We start from the raw sequence: 13,502 nt of genomic DNA, 5'->3' as shown, positions 1-13,502 counted from the left end.
CGCCAATACCGACTGACAGGACGCATACCATGCCCGAAACCCCGCTTGATCCCGCTCGCCTGACGGCTGATCTCATCCGCTGCGCCTCGGTCACACCCGAAGAAGGCGGTGCCCTGCGCCTGCTGCAAGAGGTGCTCGGTGAGGCTGGATTCACTTGCACTCGTGTGGATCGCGGCGGGGTCCCCAATCTCTTTGCCCGCTGGGGAGCGAAAGGGGCGGCGCGCAGTTTCGGCTTTAACGGGCATACCGATGTGGTGCCTGTGGGGGATCTGGCGGCATGGTCCGTGCCACCCTTTGGTGGGGTCGAGAAAGACGGCATGATCTGGGGGCGTGGGGCCACGGATATGAAATCGGGCGTTGCGGCCTTTGCTGCGGCGGCGGTGGATTTCGTGCGCGACACGCCGCCCGACGGGGCGGTGATCCTCGCCATCACAGGCGACGAGGAAGGCGACGCGCTCGATGGCACAGTGGCCTTGCTCGATTGGATGAAGGCGCAGGGCGAGGTCATGACAGCCTGCCTTGTCGGAGAGCCGACCTGCCCCGAGCGCATGGGCGAGATGATCAAGATCGGGCGGCGCGGTTCGCTCTCGGCTTGGTTCACGCTGACCGGGGTGCAGGGCCATTCCGCATATCCGCACCGCGCCCGTAATCCGCTGCCTGCGATGGCGCGGCTGATGGACCGGCTCGCATCACACCGGCTGGACGAGGGCACGGCGCATTTCGATCCCTCGACGCTGGCGGTCGTGACCATCGACACCGGCAATCCTGCGACCAATGTGATCCCGGCGCAGACCCGCGCCACTGTCAATATCCGGTTTAACGATGCGCATCACAGCGCCGATCTGATCAGCTGGATGCAGGCCGAATTGGACGGAGTCTGCGCAGAGTTCGGTGTCACCGGCGAGATGCGCGTCAAGGTGTCGGGCGAGAGCTTTCTCACCCCGCCAGGGCCGCTCTCGGACTTGGTCGCGCGCGCGGTCGAGGCAGAGACCGGCGTTGTGCCCGTGCTGTCGACCACTGGCGGCACCTCGGATGCCCGCTTTGTCAAGGATCACTGCCCGGTGGTGGAATTCGGCCTTGTCGGGCAGACCATGCATCAGGTCGATGAGCGGGTCGAGGTGGCGCAGATTCACCAGCTCAAGGCGATTTATGCCCGTATTCTTCGGGATTACTTTGGCTGATGCGCCGCTATTTGATCGTCATGGTCAAGGAACCGCGCCCCGGTCGTGTTAAATCGCGTCTGGGTCGTGACATCGGCATGGTCGCAGCGGCGTGGTGGTTTCGGCATCAGGTGGCGCGGCTCTTGCGGGCGGTGGACGATCCCCGCTGGCAGCTGGTGCTCGCGGTGTCCCCGGATCACGCCGGGCTCAAGAGCCGCGTTTGGCCGGCACATTTGCCCCGTGTGGCGCAGGGTGCGGGTGATCTGGGCGACCGGATGGGGCGGCTCTTGCGCAGTATGCCGCCCGGCCCTGTCTGCATTATCGGTGCGGATATTCCGGGTGTCACCCGTGCATACGTCGCGCGGGCCTTTTCGGCGCTTGGACGCAACGACGCGGTGTTCGGCCCGGCGATGGACGGGGGCTATTGGCTGGTCGGTCTGAAACGGTCGCGGCCTGTCGCACCCACGCTCTTTCACGGGGTCCGCTGGTCAACTGCGGATGCCCTCGGTGATACGATCAAAACACTGCCGGGCGCGCGTATCGCGTTTGTCGACCGCTTGCGCGATGTGGATACGGCAAGCGATCTGAAACCGTCGGATTAAGGGCGTTTCGGATGCTGCTCTAGCGCTTGCGGTCTCGGCGGCTGCTCATGGGCTGGAACGCCACCCCTACATGCGCTTCGCAATAAGGCTTGCCCGATTGCACCGGCAGGCCGCAAAACCAGAAATCGGGCGTGGCGGGATCGCCCACCGGCCATTTGCAGGTGCGCTCTGTCAATTCCATCAGCGTGAGCTTCTTGGCCTTCTTCTCGATCTCGCTCACTTTGGCCAGTGCCTCGGGGTCGATCTCGTTTGCTGAGGGCTGCGGTGGCAGGGGTTGGCCTGCGGGAATGATTGCCTTGATCCGGCTGATCGGGGCCACGACAACGGGTTCGTTTGCAGGCTCCTGCTGTTCTTCCACACGTGCCGCGGGCTTGGGCGCGGGCTTGGGCGCTTCTGCAGCCTTGGCGGCGGCGGCCGGCTTTGCCTTGGTTTCCGCCGTGTTCGGGGCAGGGGCCGCTGTTGATCCGGTGCCATTGCGATTTGACAGGCCAAGGCGATGCACCTTGCCAATCACTGCATTGCGGGTAACGCCGCCCAATTCCTTGGCGATCTGGCTTGCAGACTGACCTTCTCCCCACATCTTCTTGAGCATTTCAACGCGTTCGTCGTTCCAGGACATCGGGGCTTCCTTCGGTCAAAAGGCGGACCGGGCCCCGGGCCCGCCGCCTTGCAAATCTGATCAAGCCCCTATTCTAGTCACTGGCGTGTGAGTTACAAGGCATCGAATCGTGGGCGGGCTGCACATAGTGGTGGAAACACGCCCAAAAGAGCCAGACCAACCAGGCAAGGAGCGGCAAATGACAGATCATGCACGAGAGGATAGATCGACCGTCATGGCGGCAATGGGCGCACGGCGGTTCGGGCGGGTCAACTGGCTTGGGTTGGCCACGCTGGCAGAGCGTGAAACACGCCGTTTCATGGCGGTTTGGACCCAGACTATCCTTGCGCCGCTGGTCACGGCAGGTCTCTTTCTGCTGATCTTCACCATCGCTATCGGTCCCACCCGTGGCGATGTCATGGGCGTTGCCTTTACCACCTTCATCGCGCCCGGCATTCTGATGATGACGGTCATTCAGAATGCCTTTGCCAATACCTCTTCGTCCATTGTCATCTCAAAGGTGCAGGGCAATATCGTGGACACCCTGATGCCGCCGCTCTCGGCGGGCGAGTTGGTGTTGGGCTATCTTGCGGGGGGCGTGGGGCGTGGTCTGCTGGTGGCTGTCGCGATCTGGCTTGGGTTATGGGTCTTTCTCGGGATCGGGCTTGCGCATCCTTTGTGGGCGCTTTGTTTTGTGCTGCTCGGTGCCGGGTTTCTGAGCGGGATCGGCATCGTCGCTGGGATTTTTGCCAACAAGTTCGATCAGATGGCGGCGATCACCAATTTCATCGTGACCCCTCTCGCCTTTCTGTCGGGCACTTTCTACTCGGTCGAGGCGCTGCCGCCGGTGCTCTACACGGTCACGCATTTCAACCCGATTTTCTATCTCATCGACGGCGCCCGCTATGGGGTGATCGGGGTGTCGGACAGCGATCCCTTGCTTGGACTGACCGTGGGGGCTGCGGCGACGATAGCGGTCTGCCTGATTGCGTGGCGCATGTTGGCCACAGGGTATCGGCTGAAGGCGTAGAGGCTGGCCCGCCTATCCCGCAAAGAACAGGAGCGGGAGCACACCGAGCAAAGTCGACATCAATCCGCCGCCATCCTCGTCCTCGTCCTCATCGTCAGCGTGTTGATCCGGTGGCGGGTCTTCGGGGGGGAGCATGGGCAGGACTGGATCATCGTCCGGCAGATCGTTTTCCGCAATCTCCAGCACCGCGTCGGTATAGATGGGATTGGTCATTTCGATCATCAGGATTTCCCGAGGGGCGAGATCCGTGATCAGAATGCCATCGTCCAAGAGCGTATCGGAATCCTCTTGGGTGACCCGCGGCACCGCCGATGTGAAAGTGGGGTTTTCCCCCTCGGCCACACCAAGGCGCGTGATCGTGATCTGACCAGGGTCGGTCACCAGATTATTGAAATCGACAATCTGCTCCTCGGCCTCATCAGAGGTTGAGGCGATAAAGGTTACGAGCCGGTCTTCGGCATAGAAGCTGTGCACATCTGCGGTGGTGCCTTGCACTTCGGTCTCGCGGCCTTCGCTCCCTACGAGCGATAGTGGCCGGGTGCCCGGCAGGACATCGTTCATCAGGCGGAACATTTCCCCCGCGACGCGCATCTCGGCGTCCCCCTCGACTTCGGTCAAGGCGGTGCGGCTGTTGAGTTGAAGCGCCCAGACATGCGCGGCATCGACACCGCCCCAATGAAACGCCTCAACGATGTTGAGCATTTCATGGGCCTGCTTCAGGCCGAATTCCTCTTCGCGTGTCTCTCCGACCGTCCGTTTGAGATTCCATTCCGTCGCATAGATTTTCAGCTCTGGCATTTGATCGAGCCAGGTATCCTCGATCTGGGACAATTCAAATGTCCGGCTGCCGGGCACATCTTCGCCACGTGAATAGATATGCGCGACAACGCCATCCACTGCCGCGCGCTCGGCCTCGGTGTCGAACTGGTCGACGAGGATGGCGTTATTCACCTTGGACCATGCGACCTCGCCTGAAGAATAGATGTAATCCGCCTCGGACAGGGACAGGCCGAACATCTCGTTCACGGCCGCGAGTTGTTCCGTGCCCGTGCCCTCAAACAGGTCGGACAAATTCGACTGCCCGTTGTTCGTGCCCATTTGCACGAGAATATCGGTGTCCGCAAACTGAGGGCTTTCGGGATGCCGGGACATTTCGTCGTCGATGATCAGCGCCATCTCAGAGGCCAGCCGACCATACTCGAGCGTGGTCATCTCGCCGCTGCCCCAATATTCATTGCCGATTTCAAAGGCCTGAATCGTTGGGGCCGGGCCGAAATTGCCATTCGCAATATCCGCGATGAAGTTGCGGACCGCGGTTTCGTCCACAGCGGCAAAACGATGACCATGCGCATCGGTGTCATCGGCCAGAAAGTCACGGGTCGGCAGGACGATGGTCAGAGCGATGCCAGCCTCGGACGCATAGCGGAACATTTCGATGACAGAGGTCAGGACCTGATCTTCATCAGCGCTTGGCGGGTCAGACAGGCGATCCGCCTCGTAAATGCAGGCGCATTCCTCGGTCAGAGCGCCGCCGGGGTAGCGAAGGTGGGCAATCCCGAGCGTGGCCGCGGTGTCCGGGTAAGTGCCATTGTCCCCGACGACATCGCGGGTCGCAAGCAGGTTTCCCCCGAAATGCTCGGCAGTAAAGGAGGGGCCCTCGGCGCTCTCGATCGATAGAATGAATGGCATCCCACGGCTCCGATCTGCCCGGAGTAAACCGGCACAGGTGTGTTTCGTCCGAAGATACTATTTAAGGGAGATTACAATATTAGTAACACAACCTTAGCGTGATTATTGTTGCAGAGCAACACTTAAGCAGCCCTTTTGCGAGGGGGTAATCAACGTTTGGGCTGTAATTCGGGTGGCGCCGTAATCCTGACCCGCAGAGGCTTAACGACAGACCTGCTCGGCGCGTTGCGCATATGCGCTGTAGGCATCCCAGAAGCGCTCGTCGCCGGGGCGCTTGGATTGCCGGATATCCTGTGCGGCCTGCGGATCGCGGTAAAAGCGCACCGCGCGGCGCTGTTGCGCACTGCTCAGTGTGTCATTTGCAACGGCTTGAATACAGCCGCAGAGGGCACGGGAGCGGGCCTTGCGGTCGGATTGCATGCAGGCGCTGTTTATGGGGCCACTGGCCATCGGGATCGCACCGCTGTTCCCGCGATAGCCATCACCCCCGCCGCACCCCGCCAAGGCCAGCACCGCCCCCAACATCACCCATTGCTTCATGACCCGTGCCTCTTGCTCGTTTGTCCCGCCCGGTTTTGGGCCTTTGTTGTTGGACTGTTTGCCTCAATTGCCGAGATTCTTCAATTCGCAACAGGGGGGCGCACAGCGATTGTCGTCCGCCGCTGTCGCGGTCGTATTGAATGGCATGTCGCGACGGAACGTCCGTGCGGGTAGGCCAAAAGTGCCCGGAGGCGTCCTGCTGCATCTGGCTATGACCTGAGCCAAGCCAGACAATACCGATAGCGTTCGGGCATGTCGCCACCGCCGCTTTCGGCTCTCCTTGGCAGGCCGGACGCAAGCGTTAAAGTGCCGGTGCGGTGAGGCTCAGGTCGGGCGAACGTGGAAATCCGCCGTTTGTGCCGCAAGGTTGGTGTTACTTCTTTTTCTTGCCTTTCTTGGGCTTCTTGTCCGCGCCGGATTTGCCCGACTTCTTGTCCTTCTTTTTCTTTTTGCTCTTTTTGTCCTTCTTGCTGCCGTCTTTCTTGGACTTCGACGTGTCCTTGGAGGGCTTGCTCTCTTCAGGCCCTTTGGGCGTCGCCGGGGCTACCTCGGGTATCTCTGGGCTAACGACGGCCATCTTCGCCACAGCGATGAACCGCTCGGCGCGCGCCTCGGAAATGCCGCGCACCTTGGTTAGCGTCGCCACGTCGGCCTTGCTCAGGTCTTGGGTGGTCGTGATGCCTATATCGGCGAGGCCAAGAGCAATAGCAGGGCCGACGCCGGGAATGTCGTTGAGATCTGACATGGTCTTTTTCCTGTGAGGTCGTGAGTTGCTGTTAATTGATATGTGTGATGGCGGGCGTCGGGACATGGAGCGCTTCGGTATCAGAGGAAGATCACTTTCGCTTCTTTCCGCGCTTGGATTTGTGTTTTTGAGGCTGGGGACCAGTGCTTTCGCCGATGATGTCCTCTGCCTCTGAGGTCGCGGGCTCTCTCGGCGCATGTGCCGCGACAAAGCTACGGATGAAGGCACGGATTTCGCGCGCCGCACTTGTATCCAAAGCCTCGCAGAGCGCAACGAAATCGTCCCGATCCTTGCCGTTGATACGCAGGATCAATTGGCTATCCTTGCGCTCTTTCAGTTTGCGCGATCCGTCTGCCATGGGCCGTGCTCCTCCACCGGGCACAGAATACCAATTTGCCTATGCAATGTATATACATTTCGCAGCCATTTCTGACTGAGAAACGAAAGCGGCGCACCCATGGCGCGCCGCTCCGTTCTACTTTAATTGTCTTGCCAGTCAGGCCGTGCTGCCCTGCAACGGCATAACGGTCAATTCCCCCTCTTGCCGGGCCTTGATCGCAAGGGCCGCGGCGTGCGACCCGGCCATGGTCGTGTAATACGGGATCTTGTCATAGAGCGCGACGGAGCGGATTTCACGACTATCCTCAACCGCCTGCGTGCCTTCGGTCGTGTTCATCACCAGCGCGATTTGCCCGTCCTTGAGCAGGTCCACGATATTTGGGCGCCCCTCATAGACCTTGTTCACGATCTCGCAGGCGATGCCTGCCTCGGATAGGAACGCCGCCGTCCCGCGCGTCGCGATGATCTCGAAACCAAGGTCTACCAATACCTGTGCCGCCTCGATCATCTGCGGTTGTTTGTCCATATCCTTGATCGAGATGAACACGCGCCCGCTCTCAGGCAGGTCCACGCCTGCACCCATCTGCGCCTTGAGGAAGGCGCGCGGGAAAGACACATCCCAGCCCATCACCTCGCCCGTCGAGCGCATTTCTGGCCCAAGGATGGTATCCACGCCGGGGAAGCGGGCAAAGGGCAGCACCGCCTCCTTGACCGAGAACCACGGCATATTGGGATCGGCCAACGTCATCTGATCAGCCATCGGCAGGGTGCCTGGCTTGGTTTCCTTGGGGTAGGGACCACGGAAGGGGAAGGCGTCGAGCGTCTCACCGGCCATCAGGCGCGCGGCAATTGACGCAATGGCGCTATCGGTCGCCTTGGCCACAAAGGGCACGGTGCGGCTGGCGCGGGGGTTTACCTCGATCAGATAGATGTCGTCGCCCTTGACCGCGAACTGCACGTTCATGAGACCCACGACATTAAGTGCGAGCGCGAGGGCCTCGGTCTGTTTCTTGATCTCGGCAATGGTCGCATCGCTCAGCGAATAAGGCGGCAATGAGCAGGCGGAGTCGCCCGAATGCACACCCGCTTCTTCGATATGCTGCATGATGCCGGCCACATGGACACGGGTGCCGTCGCAGAGCGCGTCCACATCACATTCGATGGCGCCAGAGAGGTAGCTATCCAGCAACACCGGGCTATCGCCCGAGACCACGACCGCCTCGGCGATGTAGCGTTCCAGATGCGCCATGTCGCGCACGATCTCCATCGCGCGCCCGCCCAGCACATAGGAGGGGCGGATGACCAGCGGAAAACCGATGTCCTCGGCTATGGCAAGCGCCTGCGCGTCCGTGCTCGCAATGCCATTGTGCGGTTGTTTCAATCCGAGTTTGTTGACAAGCGCCTGAAACCGCTCGCGGTCTTCGGCAAGATCAATGGCATCGGGCGTGGTGCCAAGGATCGGAATCCCCTCTGCTTCGAGAGCCCGCGCGAGTTTGAGCGGCGTTTGTCCGCCAAACTGCACGATGACCCCATGCAGCGTGCCATTCTCCTGCTCTTTGGTCAGGATCTCCATCACATGTTCAAAGGTCAGCGGCTCGAAATAGAGGCGGTCCGAGGTGTCATAATCAGTCGAGACCGTCTCGGGGTTGCAGTTGATCATGATCGTCTCATACCCAGTCTTGGACAGGGCAAAGCAGGCATGACAGCAGCAATAGTCGAACTCGATCCCCTGACCGATGCGGTTGGGGCCGCCGCCCAGAATGACGACCTTCTTGGCGTTCGACGGACGTGCCTCGCATTCGACCTCGCCCATCATGGGGGCCTCGTAGGTGGAATACATATAGGGTGTCTGCGCCTCGAACTCTGCGGCGCAGGTGTCGATCCGCTTGAACACGGCGCGCACGCCCAGATTGATACGTGCGCGGCGCACCTGACCTTCGTCGCGTCCCGTCAGTTTGGCCAGACGCGCATCGGTAAAGCCAAGCATCTTGAGCTGCCGCAGGCCATTTTCGTTCAGGGGCAGGCCGTCGCGGCGAATGCGCTCTTCGGCCTCGACAATCTCTCGAATACGGGCAAGGAACCACGGATCGAACGCGGTCGCCGCGTTGATCTCGTCGTCGCTGAGGCCATGGCGCATCGCCTGCGCGATGGTGCGCATCCGATCGGGCGTGGCGACGGAAAGCGCACGGATGATCGCGGCCTTGTCAGGGGCCCCCTCAATGTCGACCTCGTCAAACCCGGTGAGGCCCGTTTCCATGGACGCCAATGCCTTTTGCAGGCTCTCGTGGATCGTGCGGCCGATCGCCATCGCTTCGCCCACCGATTTCATCGCGGTGGTCAGATTCGGCCTGGCACCGGGGAATTTCTCAAAGGCAAAGCGTGGAATCTTGGTAACGACATAGTCGATGGTCGGCTCGAAAGAGGCCGGTGTCACCTTGGTGATGTCATTGTCCAACTCGTCGAGCGTATAGCCCACGGCCAGCTTGGCCGCGATCTTGGCAATGGGAAAACCTGTGGCCTTGGACGCAAGCGCCGATGACCGCGACACGCGTGGGTTCATCTCGATTACCACCATGCGCCCGTCTTCGGGGTTCACGGCCCATTGCACGTTGGAACCGCCGGTTTCCACCCCGATCTCGCGCAGCACGGCGATGCTGCCATTGCGCATGATCTGGTATTCCTTGTCGGTGAGCGTAAGTGCCGGGGCCACGGTGATCGAATCGCCCGTATGCACGCCCATCGGATCGACGTTTTCGATTGAGCAGACGATGATGGCATTGTCCGCTTTGTCGCGGACCACCTCCATCTCGAATTCCTTCCAGCCAAGCAGGCTCTCGTCGATCAGGATCTGGCTGACGGGCGAGGCGTCGAGGCCGGTCTTGCAGTAATGGATATAGTCGTCGCGATTGTAGGCCACGCCGCCGCCGGTGCCACCAAGGGTAAAGGCCGGGCGGATGATCGCGGGAAGGCCCACATAATCAATCGCCGCCATACATTCATCCATGTTGTTGGCGATGGTTGCTTTGGGATTCTCGATCCCGAGACGGTCCATCGCCTCGCGGAAAAGTTTGCGGTCTTCGGCCATTTCAATGGCTTGGCGGTTGGCCCCGATCAGTTCCACGCCGAATTTCTCCAGCACGCCCATGTCCGCCACGGCCAGCGCGGTGTTCAGCCCGGTTTGTCCGCCCATCGTGGGCAAGAGTGCGTCGGGTCGTTCCTTTTCGATGATGCGCGCCACGACCTCGGGGGTGATCGGCTCGATATAGGTGGCATCGGCCAATTCCGGATCGGTCATGATCGTTGCGGGATTCGAGTTGACGAGAATGACCCGATACCCTTCTTCGCGCAACGCCTTGCAGGCCTGAGCGCCGGAATAGTCAAATTCGCAGGCCTGTCCGATGATGATTGGCCCCGCTCCGATGATCATGATGGATGAAATATCGGTTCTTTTCGGCATATCGGTCCCCGGGCAGCTGGAAGGGCAGGAGGGGCTGGCCCACCTGCGCAAATTGGTGGGGTTATAGCCATCACGGGCCGGGGTGCAAGGGGCAAACCCGTGCCGCGCTCAGGAGGTTTCGGGCAACTCCGCAGCATCCTCCAGAATGACCCGGTCAAGCGCGCCCATGCCGCTGTTGTCACGCTGCGGATAGAGGATCAGCCGGTCGATCACCTGCCCTTGCAGCGCTTCGGCTGGATGGGTCGTGAACGTGTCATATGTCCCGCGGGCGACAAACCGGTCCCGCGCCACTAGCGCTGACCCCAGATACCCCTCGACCACCACCTGTGGCGCGCCTGTTTCTGTCTGCCAATCCAGCGAGACAAAGGTAAAGGGCGCATCACGCAGAATCGCCACCGCGCCGCGCGTGTTCATCGCGCTCTCGATCTCATTTGGGCCATCGCTGCCATTACCGGATTTCTTGGCCGAGGAAATCATCATGTCGCGGGTGACGATGCGGTAGCCATCCTCGGGCATTTCGATGGGAGCGGGCCCTTCTTCGGGCCCCTCGAAGCCGATAGAGACCTGCCCCGCCTCTGCGACCGAGGCCATGAGCCAGAGGCAGGCCAATCCACCGATCCACCGCTCCATGCCTGTAATCTCCTCACGAACGCCTCTGCGCAGCGTTTCTCGACGATCAGGCGCTGTCAAGGGCGCATACGACCGCAAAACCGGCTCGAACCGACGCATTTAAGGGTGTGCTTTGTGGATCGTGGGCCTAAATACAGTCCACTTGTCAAGAGGACGCAACGTGCAGATTCGGTTCGATCATGGTCCCTACGAAGACGCCTGCCAGTTCGCGCAGGCCGAGCACTTGATCGTGGCCCATACGCCCGACGAGGTGCCCGGCGCGCTTGCGGCGCTTGATGCAGCGAGGGCAGAGGGCTATTGGCTGGCGGGTTTTGCCAGCTATGAACTTGGTCACGCGCTGGAGACGCGGTTGGCATCCTATATGCCTGCGACCCGTCGTTTGCCGCTCTTGCAATTCGGGACCTTTGCCGCACCCGGACCTGCCGCGCCGCTCAAGGTGGGTCCGGCCACGCTTTGCGATCTTGTGCCGGACTGGGATCAGGCGCGATATGCGCGGGCCTTTGAGGCGGTGCATGACTATATCTGTGCGGGCGACATCTATCAGGCCAACCTCACCTTTCCGTTGCGTATGACGGCCCAGGGTACACCGCAGGCGCTCTATGCGGCCCTCTGCGCCATACAGCCGGTGCGCTATGGCGCATTGATCGAGGCGGCGGGCCTTCCTGCGATCCTGTCGCGCTCGCCCGAGTTGTTCTTTCGCACCCACGCTGACGGGCGGATGGAAACCCGGCCCATGAAAGGTACGCAGCCGCGTAGCGCGGATGCGGCAGAGGATGCGCGCCGCCGCTTCTTTTTGCAATCGGATGCCAAGAACCGCGCCGAAAACCTGATGATCGTGGATCTTTTGCGCAATGACATCAGCCGTGTAAGTGTGCCCGGGTCAGTGCGCGTGCCTGAGCTCTTCTCGGTCGAGACCTACGAGACCCTGCATCAGATGACCTCGCTCATCACCGCCGATCTGATGCCCGGCATGGGTCTGTCGGATATCCTGCGCGCGCTCTTTCCCTGTGGCTCGATCACCGGGGCACCAAAGCTTCGGGCGATGCAGATTCTGGCCGAGCTGGAACAGCACGCCCGCGACATTTATTGCGGGGCCATCGGTTGGGCTGCGCCGGATGGGCGGGCCGAGTTCAACGTGGCCATCCGCACCCTGATGGTCGAGGACGGGCGCGCCACCCTCAACGTGGGCGGCGGCGTGGTCTATGACAGCACCGCGGCGGGCGAATACGAAGAGGCGCTGTGGAAGGCGCGGTTCGCCCGCGCGCTTGCCCCCGTTCCAGCCTGATCCGCCCTATTCGGCGGCGTGGCGCAGGCCAGCATTACCGTCGCAATAGAGGTAATCGCGCGTGAGCGGCACGGCATCCTGTTTCGGCGTCAACTGGAACTGGAACACCACCTGATTGTTGAGCCGAAAGGTCAGTTCGCTCGCAATCAGGTAATAGCGCCACATGCGGCAAAAGCGGTCATCATAGAGGGCGCGCGCGCGCTCGATGTTGGCCTCGAATCGCTCGCGCCAGAGGCGCAGGGTTTCCGCGTAATGCAGGCGCCAGACCTCGACATCGGTTGTGACCAGCTTGTGCCGCTCCACTGCTGCCATCGTCTCGGACATCGCAGGGCAATAACCGCCTGGAAAAATATACTTGGTGATCCAGGGGCTTGTCGCGCCCGGCGGCCCCGCGCGCCCGATGGTGTGAATCAGCGCAATGCCATCCGGGGCCAGAAGCCGCTCGACCGTGGCGAAATACGCATCATAGTGCGGCACGCCGACATGCTCGAACATGCCCACCGACACGATGCGATCAAACTGTCCCGTCACATCGCGGTAGTCCATCAGGTGAAATCGCGCCTTGTCCGCCAGCCCTGCCTTTTGCGCGCGCTGATTGGCAATCGTGTGCTGTTCCTGCGACAACGTCACACCTGTTACCTGGGCGCCAAAGTCTCGTGCCAAGGTCAGACCCATGCCGCCCCAACCACAGCCGATGTCGAGCACGCGCATGCCTGGCTCGATCAACAGCTTGGCCGCGATATGCGCCTTCTTGGCGGCTTGTGCCTCTTCCAGCGTCATGTCGGGACGGGCGAAATAGGCGCAGGAATACTGCCGGTCGGCATCGAGAAAGAGATCGTAAAGCTCGCCCGAGAGGTCATAGTGATGCGCCACATTGGCACGCGAGCGCGCCGCCGGGTTGAACTGATCCAGACGCCGCTTGAACCAGCGTAGCGCCTCAAGCGGGCGGCGAAACCATGGCTGCCCTTGCGCGCCAATGTTGCGAATGGCGAGGCTGAGAAAGCCATATAGATCATCGCCCTCGATGGTCAGCGTGCCGTTCATATAGCCTTCACCCGCCGCTAGGTCAGGTGAGAGCACGATGCGGCGGGGCAGGGTTGGGTCGTGCAGCGTGACGGCCACGCAGTCGCCCCCCGCGCCATAGGTCCGCGTGATCCCGTCGGGATAGGTCACGCGCAAACATCCGCTTTTGAAAAAATGGGTCAGCAACCCATCCAGAGCCTTGGTCCACATGTCACACCCCATGTCCGCGCGCCCAAACGGCGCATTTCAACGGTGTACCAAACCGGTCCTACTTCCCGTGTTCCCCGGGTCTGCCTGCTCGTGTGGCGGGTATTTTTGCGCAGATTGCCCTTTGTGTAAACGGTTTTGCGGTGTGCATCGCCCCACGCCCTTGACTTTGCCGCCCCGCCAAGGTGTATCGGCCC

General features: G+C 61.2%; 12 protein-coding genes. 4 read left to right on the top strand and 8 right to left on the bottom strand.

The genetic code is table 11. From position 1 onward, the window contains the following. Positions 1-29: 29 nt before the first annotated feature. Entirely contained in the window at positions 30-1,181 is a 1,152-nt protein-coding gene (gene dapE, locus AACZ65_RS00880) for a succinyl-diaminopimelate desuccinylase (RefSeq protein WP_339667480.1), read from the top strand. Continuing rightward, a complete protein-coding gene (locus AACZ65_RS00875; RefSeq protein WP_339667479.1) occupies positions 1,181-1,762 on the top strand; it encodes a TIGR04282 family arsenosugar biosynthesis glycosyltransferase in 582 nt (193 codons plus the stop codon). The genes dapE and AACZ65_RS00875 overlap by 1 nt, the downstream gene beginning before the upstream one ends. Positions 1,763-1,781: 19 nt before the next feature. Here AACZ65_RS00875 and AACZ65_RS00870 read toward each other — a convergent pair whose 3' ends face one another. Continuing rightward, on the bottom strand, positions 1,782-2,381 hold the full coding sequence (locus AACZ65_RS00870; RefSeq protein WP_339667478.1) for a GcrA family cell cycle regulator: 600 nt from the start codon (positions 2,379-2,381) through the stop codon (positions 1,782-1,784). A 178-nt stretch (positions 2,382-2,559) separates the two neighbouring features. Between AACZ65_RS00870 and AACZ65_RS00865 the strand changes: the two genes are divergently transcribed. Beyond that, on the top strand, positions 2,560-3,390 hold the full coding sequence (locus tag AACZ65_RS00865; protein WP_339667477.1) for an ABC transporter permease: 831 nt from the start codon (positions 2,560-2,562) through the stop codon (positions 3,388-3,390). Positions 3,391-3,402: 12 nt separating this feature from the next. On the opposite strand, the gene AACZ65_RS00860 is transcribed toward AACZ65_RS00865, so the two are convergent. The 6 genes from AACZ65_RS00860 to AACZ65_RS00835 all read right to left on the bottom strand — a co-directional run bounded on the left by AACZ65_RS00860 (position 3,403) and on the right by AACZ65_RS00835 (position 10,790). Next, positions 3,403-5,079, bottom strand: coding sequence for a type I secretion protein (locus tag AACZ65_RS00860; protein ID WP_339667476.1), 1,677 nt, complete (start codon positions 5,077-5,079; stop codon positions 3,403-3,405). A gap of 201 nt (positions 5,080-5,280) precedes the next feature. Beyond that, on the bottom strand, positions 5,281-5,619 hold the full coding sequence (locus AACZ65_RS00855) for a hypothetical protein (RefSeq protein ID WP_339667475.1): 339 nt from the start codon (positions 5,617-5,619) through the stop codon (positions 5,281-5,283). 373 nt (positions 5,620-5,992) lie between these two features. Beyond that, positions 5,993-6,364 (bottom strand): helix-hairpin-helix domain-containing protein, encoded by a 372-nt coding sequence (locus tag AACZ65_RS00850; protein ID WP_339667474.1) that lies wholly within the window; start codon positions 6,362-6,364, stop codon positions 5,993-5,995. Between the two features lie 91 nt (positions 6,365-6,455). Further along, positions 6,456-6,722, bottom strand: a complete 267-nt coding sequence (locus AACZ65_RS00845; protein WP_339667473.1) for a hypothetical protein — start codon at positions 6,720-6,722, stop codon at positions 6,456-6,458. Positions 6,723-6,860: 138 nt separating this feature from the next. Further along, positions 6,861-10,160, bottom strand: coding sequence for a carbamoyl-phosphate synthase large subunit (carB, locus tag AACZ65_RS00840; protein WP_339667472.1), 3,300 nt, complete (start codon positions 10,158-10,160; stop codon positions 6,861-6,863). 108 nt (positions 10,161-10,268) lie between these two features. Continuing rightward, entirely contained in the window at positions 10,269-10,790 is a 522-nt protein-coding gene (locus AACZ65_RS00835) for a hypothetical protein (RefSeq protein WP_339667471.1), read from the bottom strand. A 160-nt stretch (positions 10,791-10,950) separates the two neighbouring features. On the opposite strand from AACZ65_RS00835, the gene AACZ65_RS00830 reads away from it, so the two are divergent. After that, positions 10,951-12,075, top strand: a complete 1,125-nt coding sequence (locus tag AACZ65_RS00830; protein WP_339667470.1) for an aminodeoxychorismate synthase component I — start codon at positions 10,951-10,953, stop codon at positions 12,073-12,075. 6 nt (positions 12,076-12,081) lie between these two features. Here the strand turns inward: AACZ65_RS00830 and AACZ65_RS00825 are convergent, their stop codons facing one another. Continuing rightward, positions 12,082-13,308: a cyclopropane-fatty-acyl-phospholipid synthase family protein gene (locus AACZ65_RS00825; RefSeq protein ID WP_339667469.1), complete on the bottom strand. Its 1,227-nt coding sequence runs from the start codon at positions 13,306-13,308 to the stop codon at positions 12,082-12,084. Between the last annotated feature and the right edge of the window lie 194 nt (positions 13,309-13,502).

The organism is uncultured Roseovarius sp. (genome assembly GCF_963972555.1).
GTDB lineage: Bacteria > Pseudomonadota > Alphaproteobacteria > Rhodobacterales > Rhodobacteraceae > Roseovarius > Roseovarius mucosus.
This window is presented reverse-complemented; position numbering and strand designations above follow the sequence as displayed.

Coding starts and splice junctions, on each gene's coding strand:
- dapE (WP_339667480.1), top strand. CDS start 30: ATGCCCGAAACCCCGCTTGATCCCGCTCGCCTGACGGCTGATCTCATC.
- AACZ65_RS00875 (WP_339667479.1), top strand. CDS start 1,181: ATGCGCCGCTATTTGATCGTCATGGTCAAGGAACCGCGCCCCGGTCGT.
- AACZ65_RS00870 (WP_339667478.1), bottom strand. CDS start 2,381: ATGTCCTGGAACGACGAACGCGTTGAAATGCTCAAGAAGATGTGGGGA.
- AACZ65_RS00865 (WP_339667477.1), top strand. CDS start 2,560: ATGACAGATCATGCACGAGAGGATAGATCGACCGTCATGGCGGCAATG.
- AACZ65_RS00860 (WP_339667476.1), bottom strand. CDS start 5,079: ATGCCATTCATTCTATCGATCGAGAGCGCCGAGGGCCCCTCCTTTACT.
- AACZ65_RS00855 (WP_339667475.1), bottom strand. CDS start 5,619: ATGAAGCAATGGGTGATGTTGGGGGCGGTGCTGGCCTTGGCGGGGTGC.
- AACZ65_RS00850 (WP_339667474.1), bottom strand. CDS start 6,364: ATGTCAGATCTCAACGACATTCCCGGCGTCGGCCCTGCTATTGCTCTT.
- AACZ65_RS00845 (WP_339667473.1), bottom strand. CDS start 6,722: ATGGCAGACGGATCGCGCAAACTGAAAGAGCGCAAGGATAGCCAATTG.
- carB (WP_339667472.1), bottom strand. CDS start 10,160: ATGCCGAAAAGAACCGATATTTCATCCATCATGATCATCGGAGCGGGG.
- AACZ65_RS00835 (WP_339667471.1), bottom strand. CDS start 10,790: ATGGAGCGGTGGATCGGTGGATTGGCCTGCCTCTGGCTCATGGCCTCG.
- AACZ65_RS00825 (WP_339667469.1), bottom strand. CDS start 13,308: ATGTGGACCAAGGCTCTGGATGGGTTGCTGACCCATTTTTTCAAAAGC.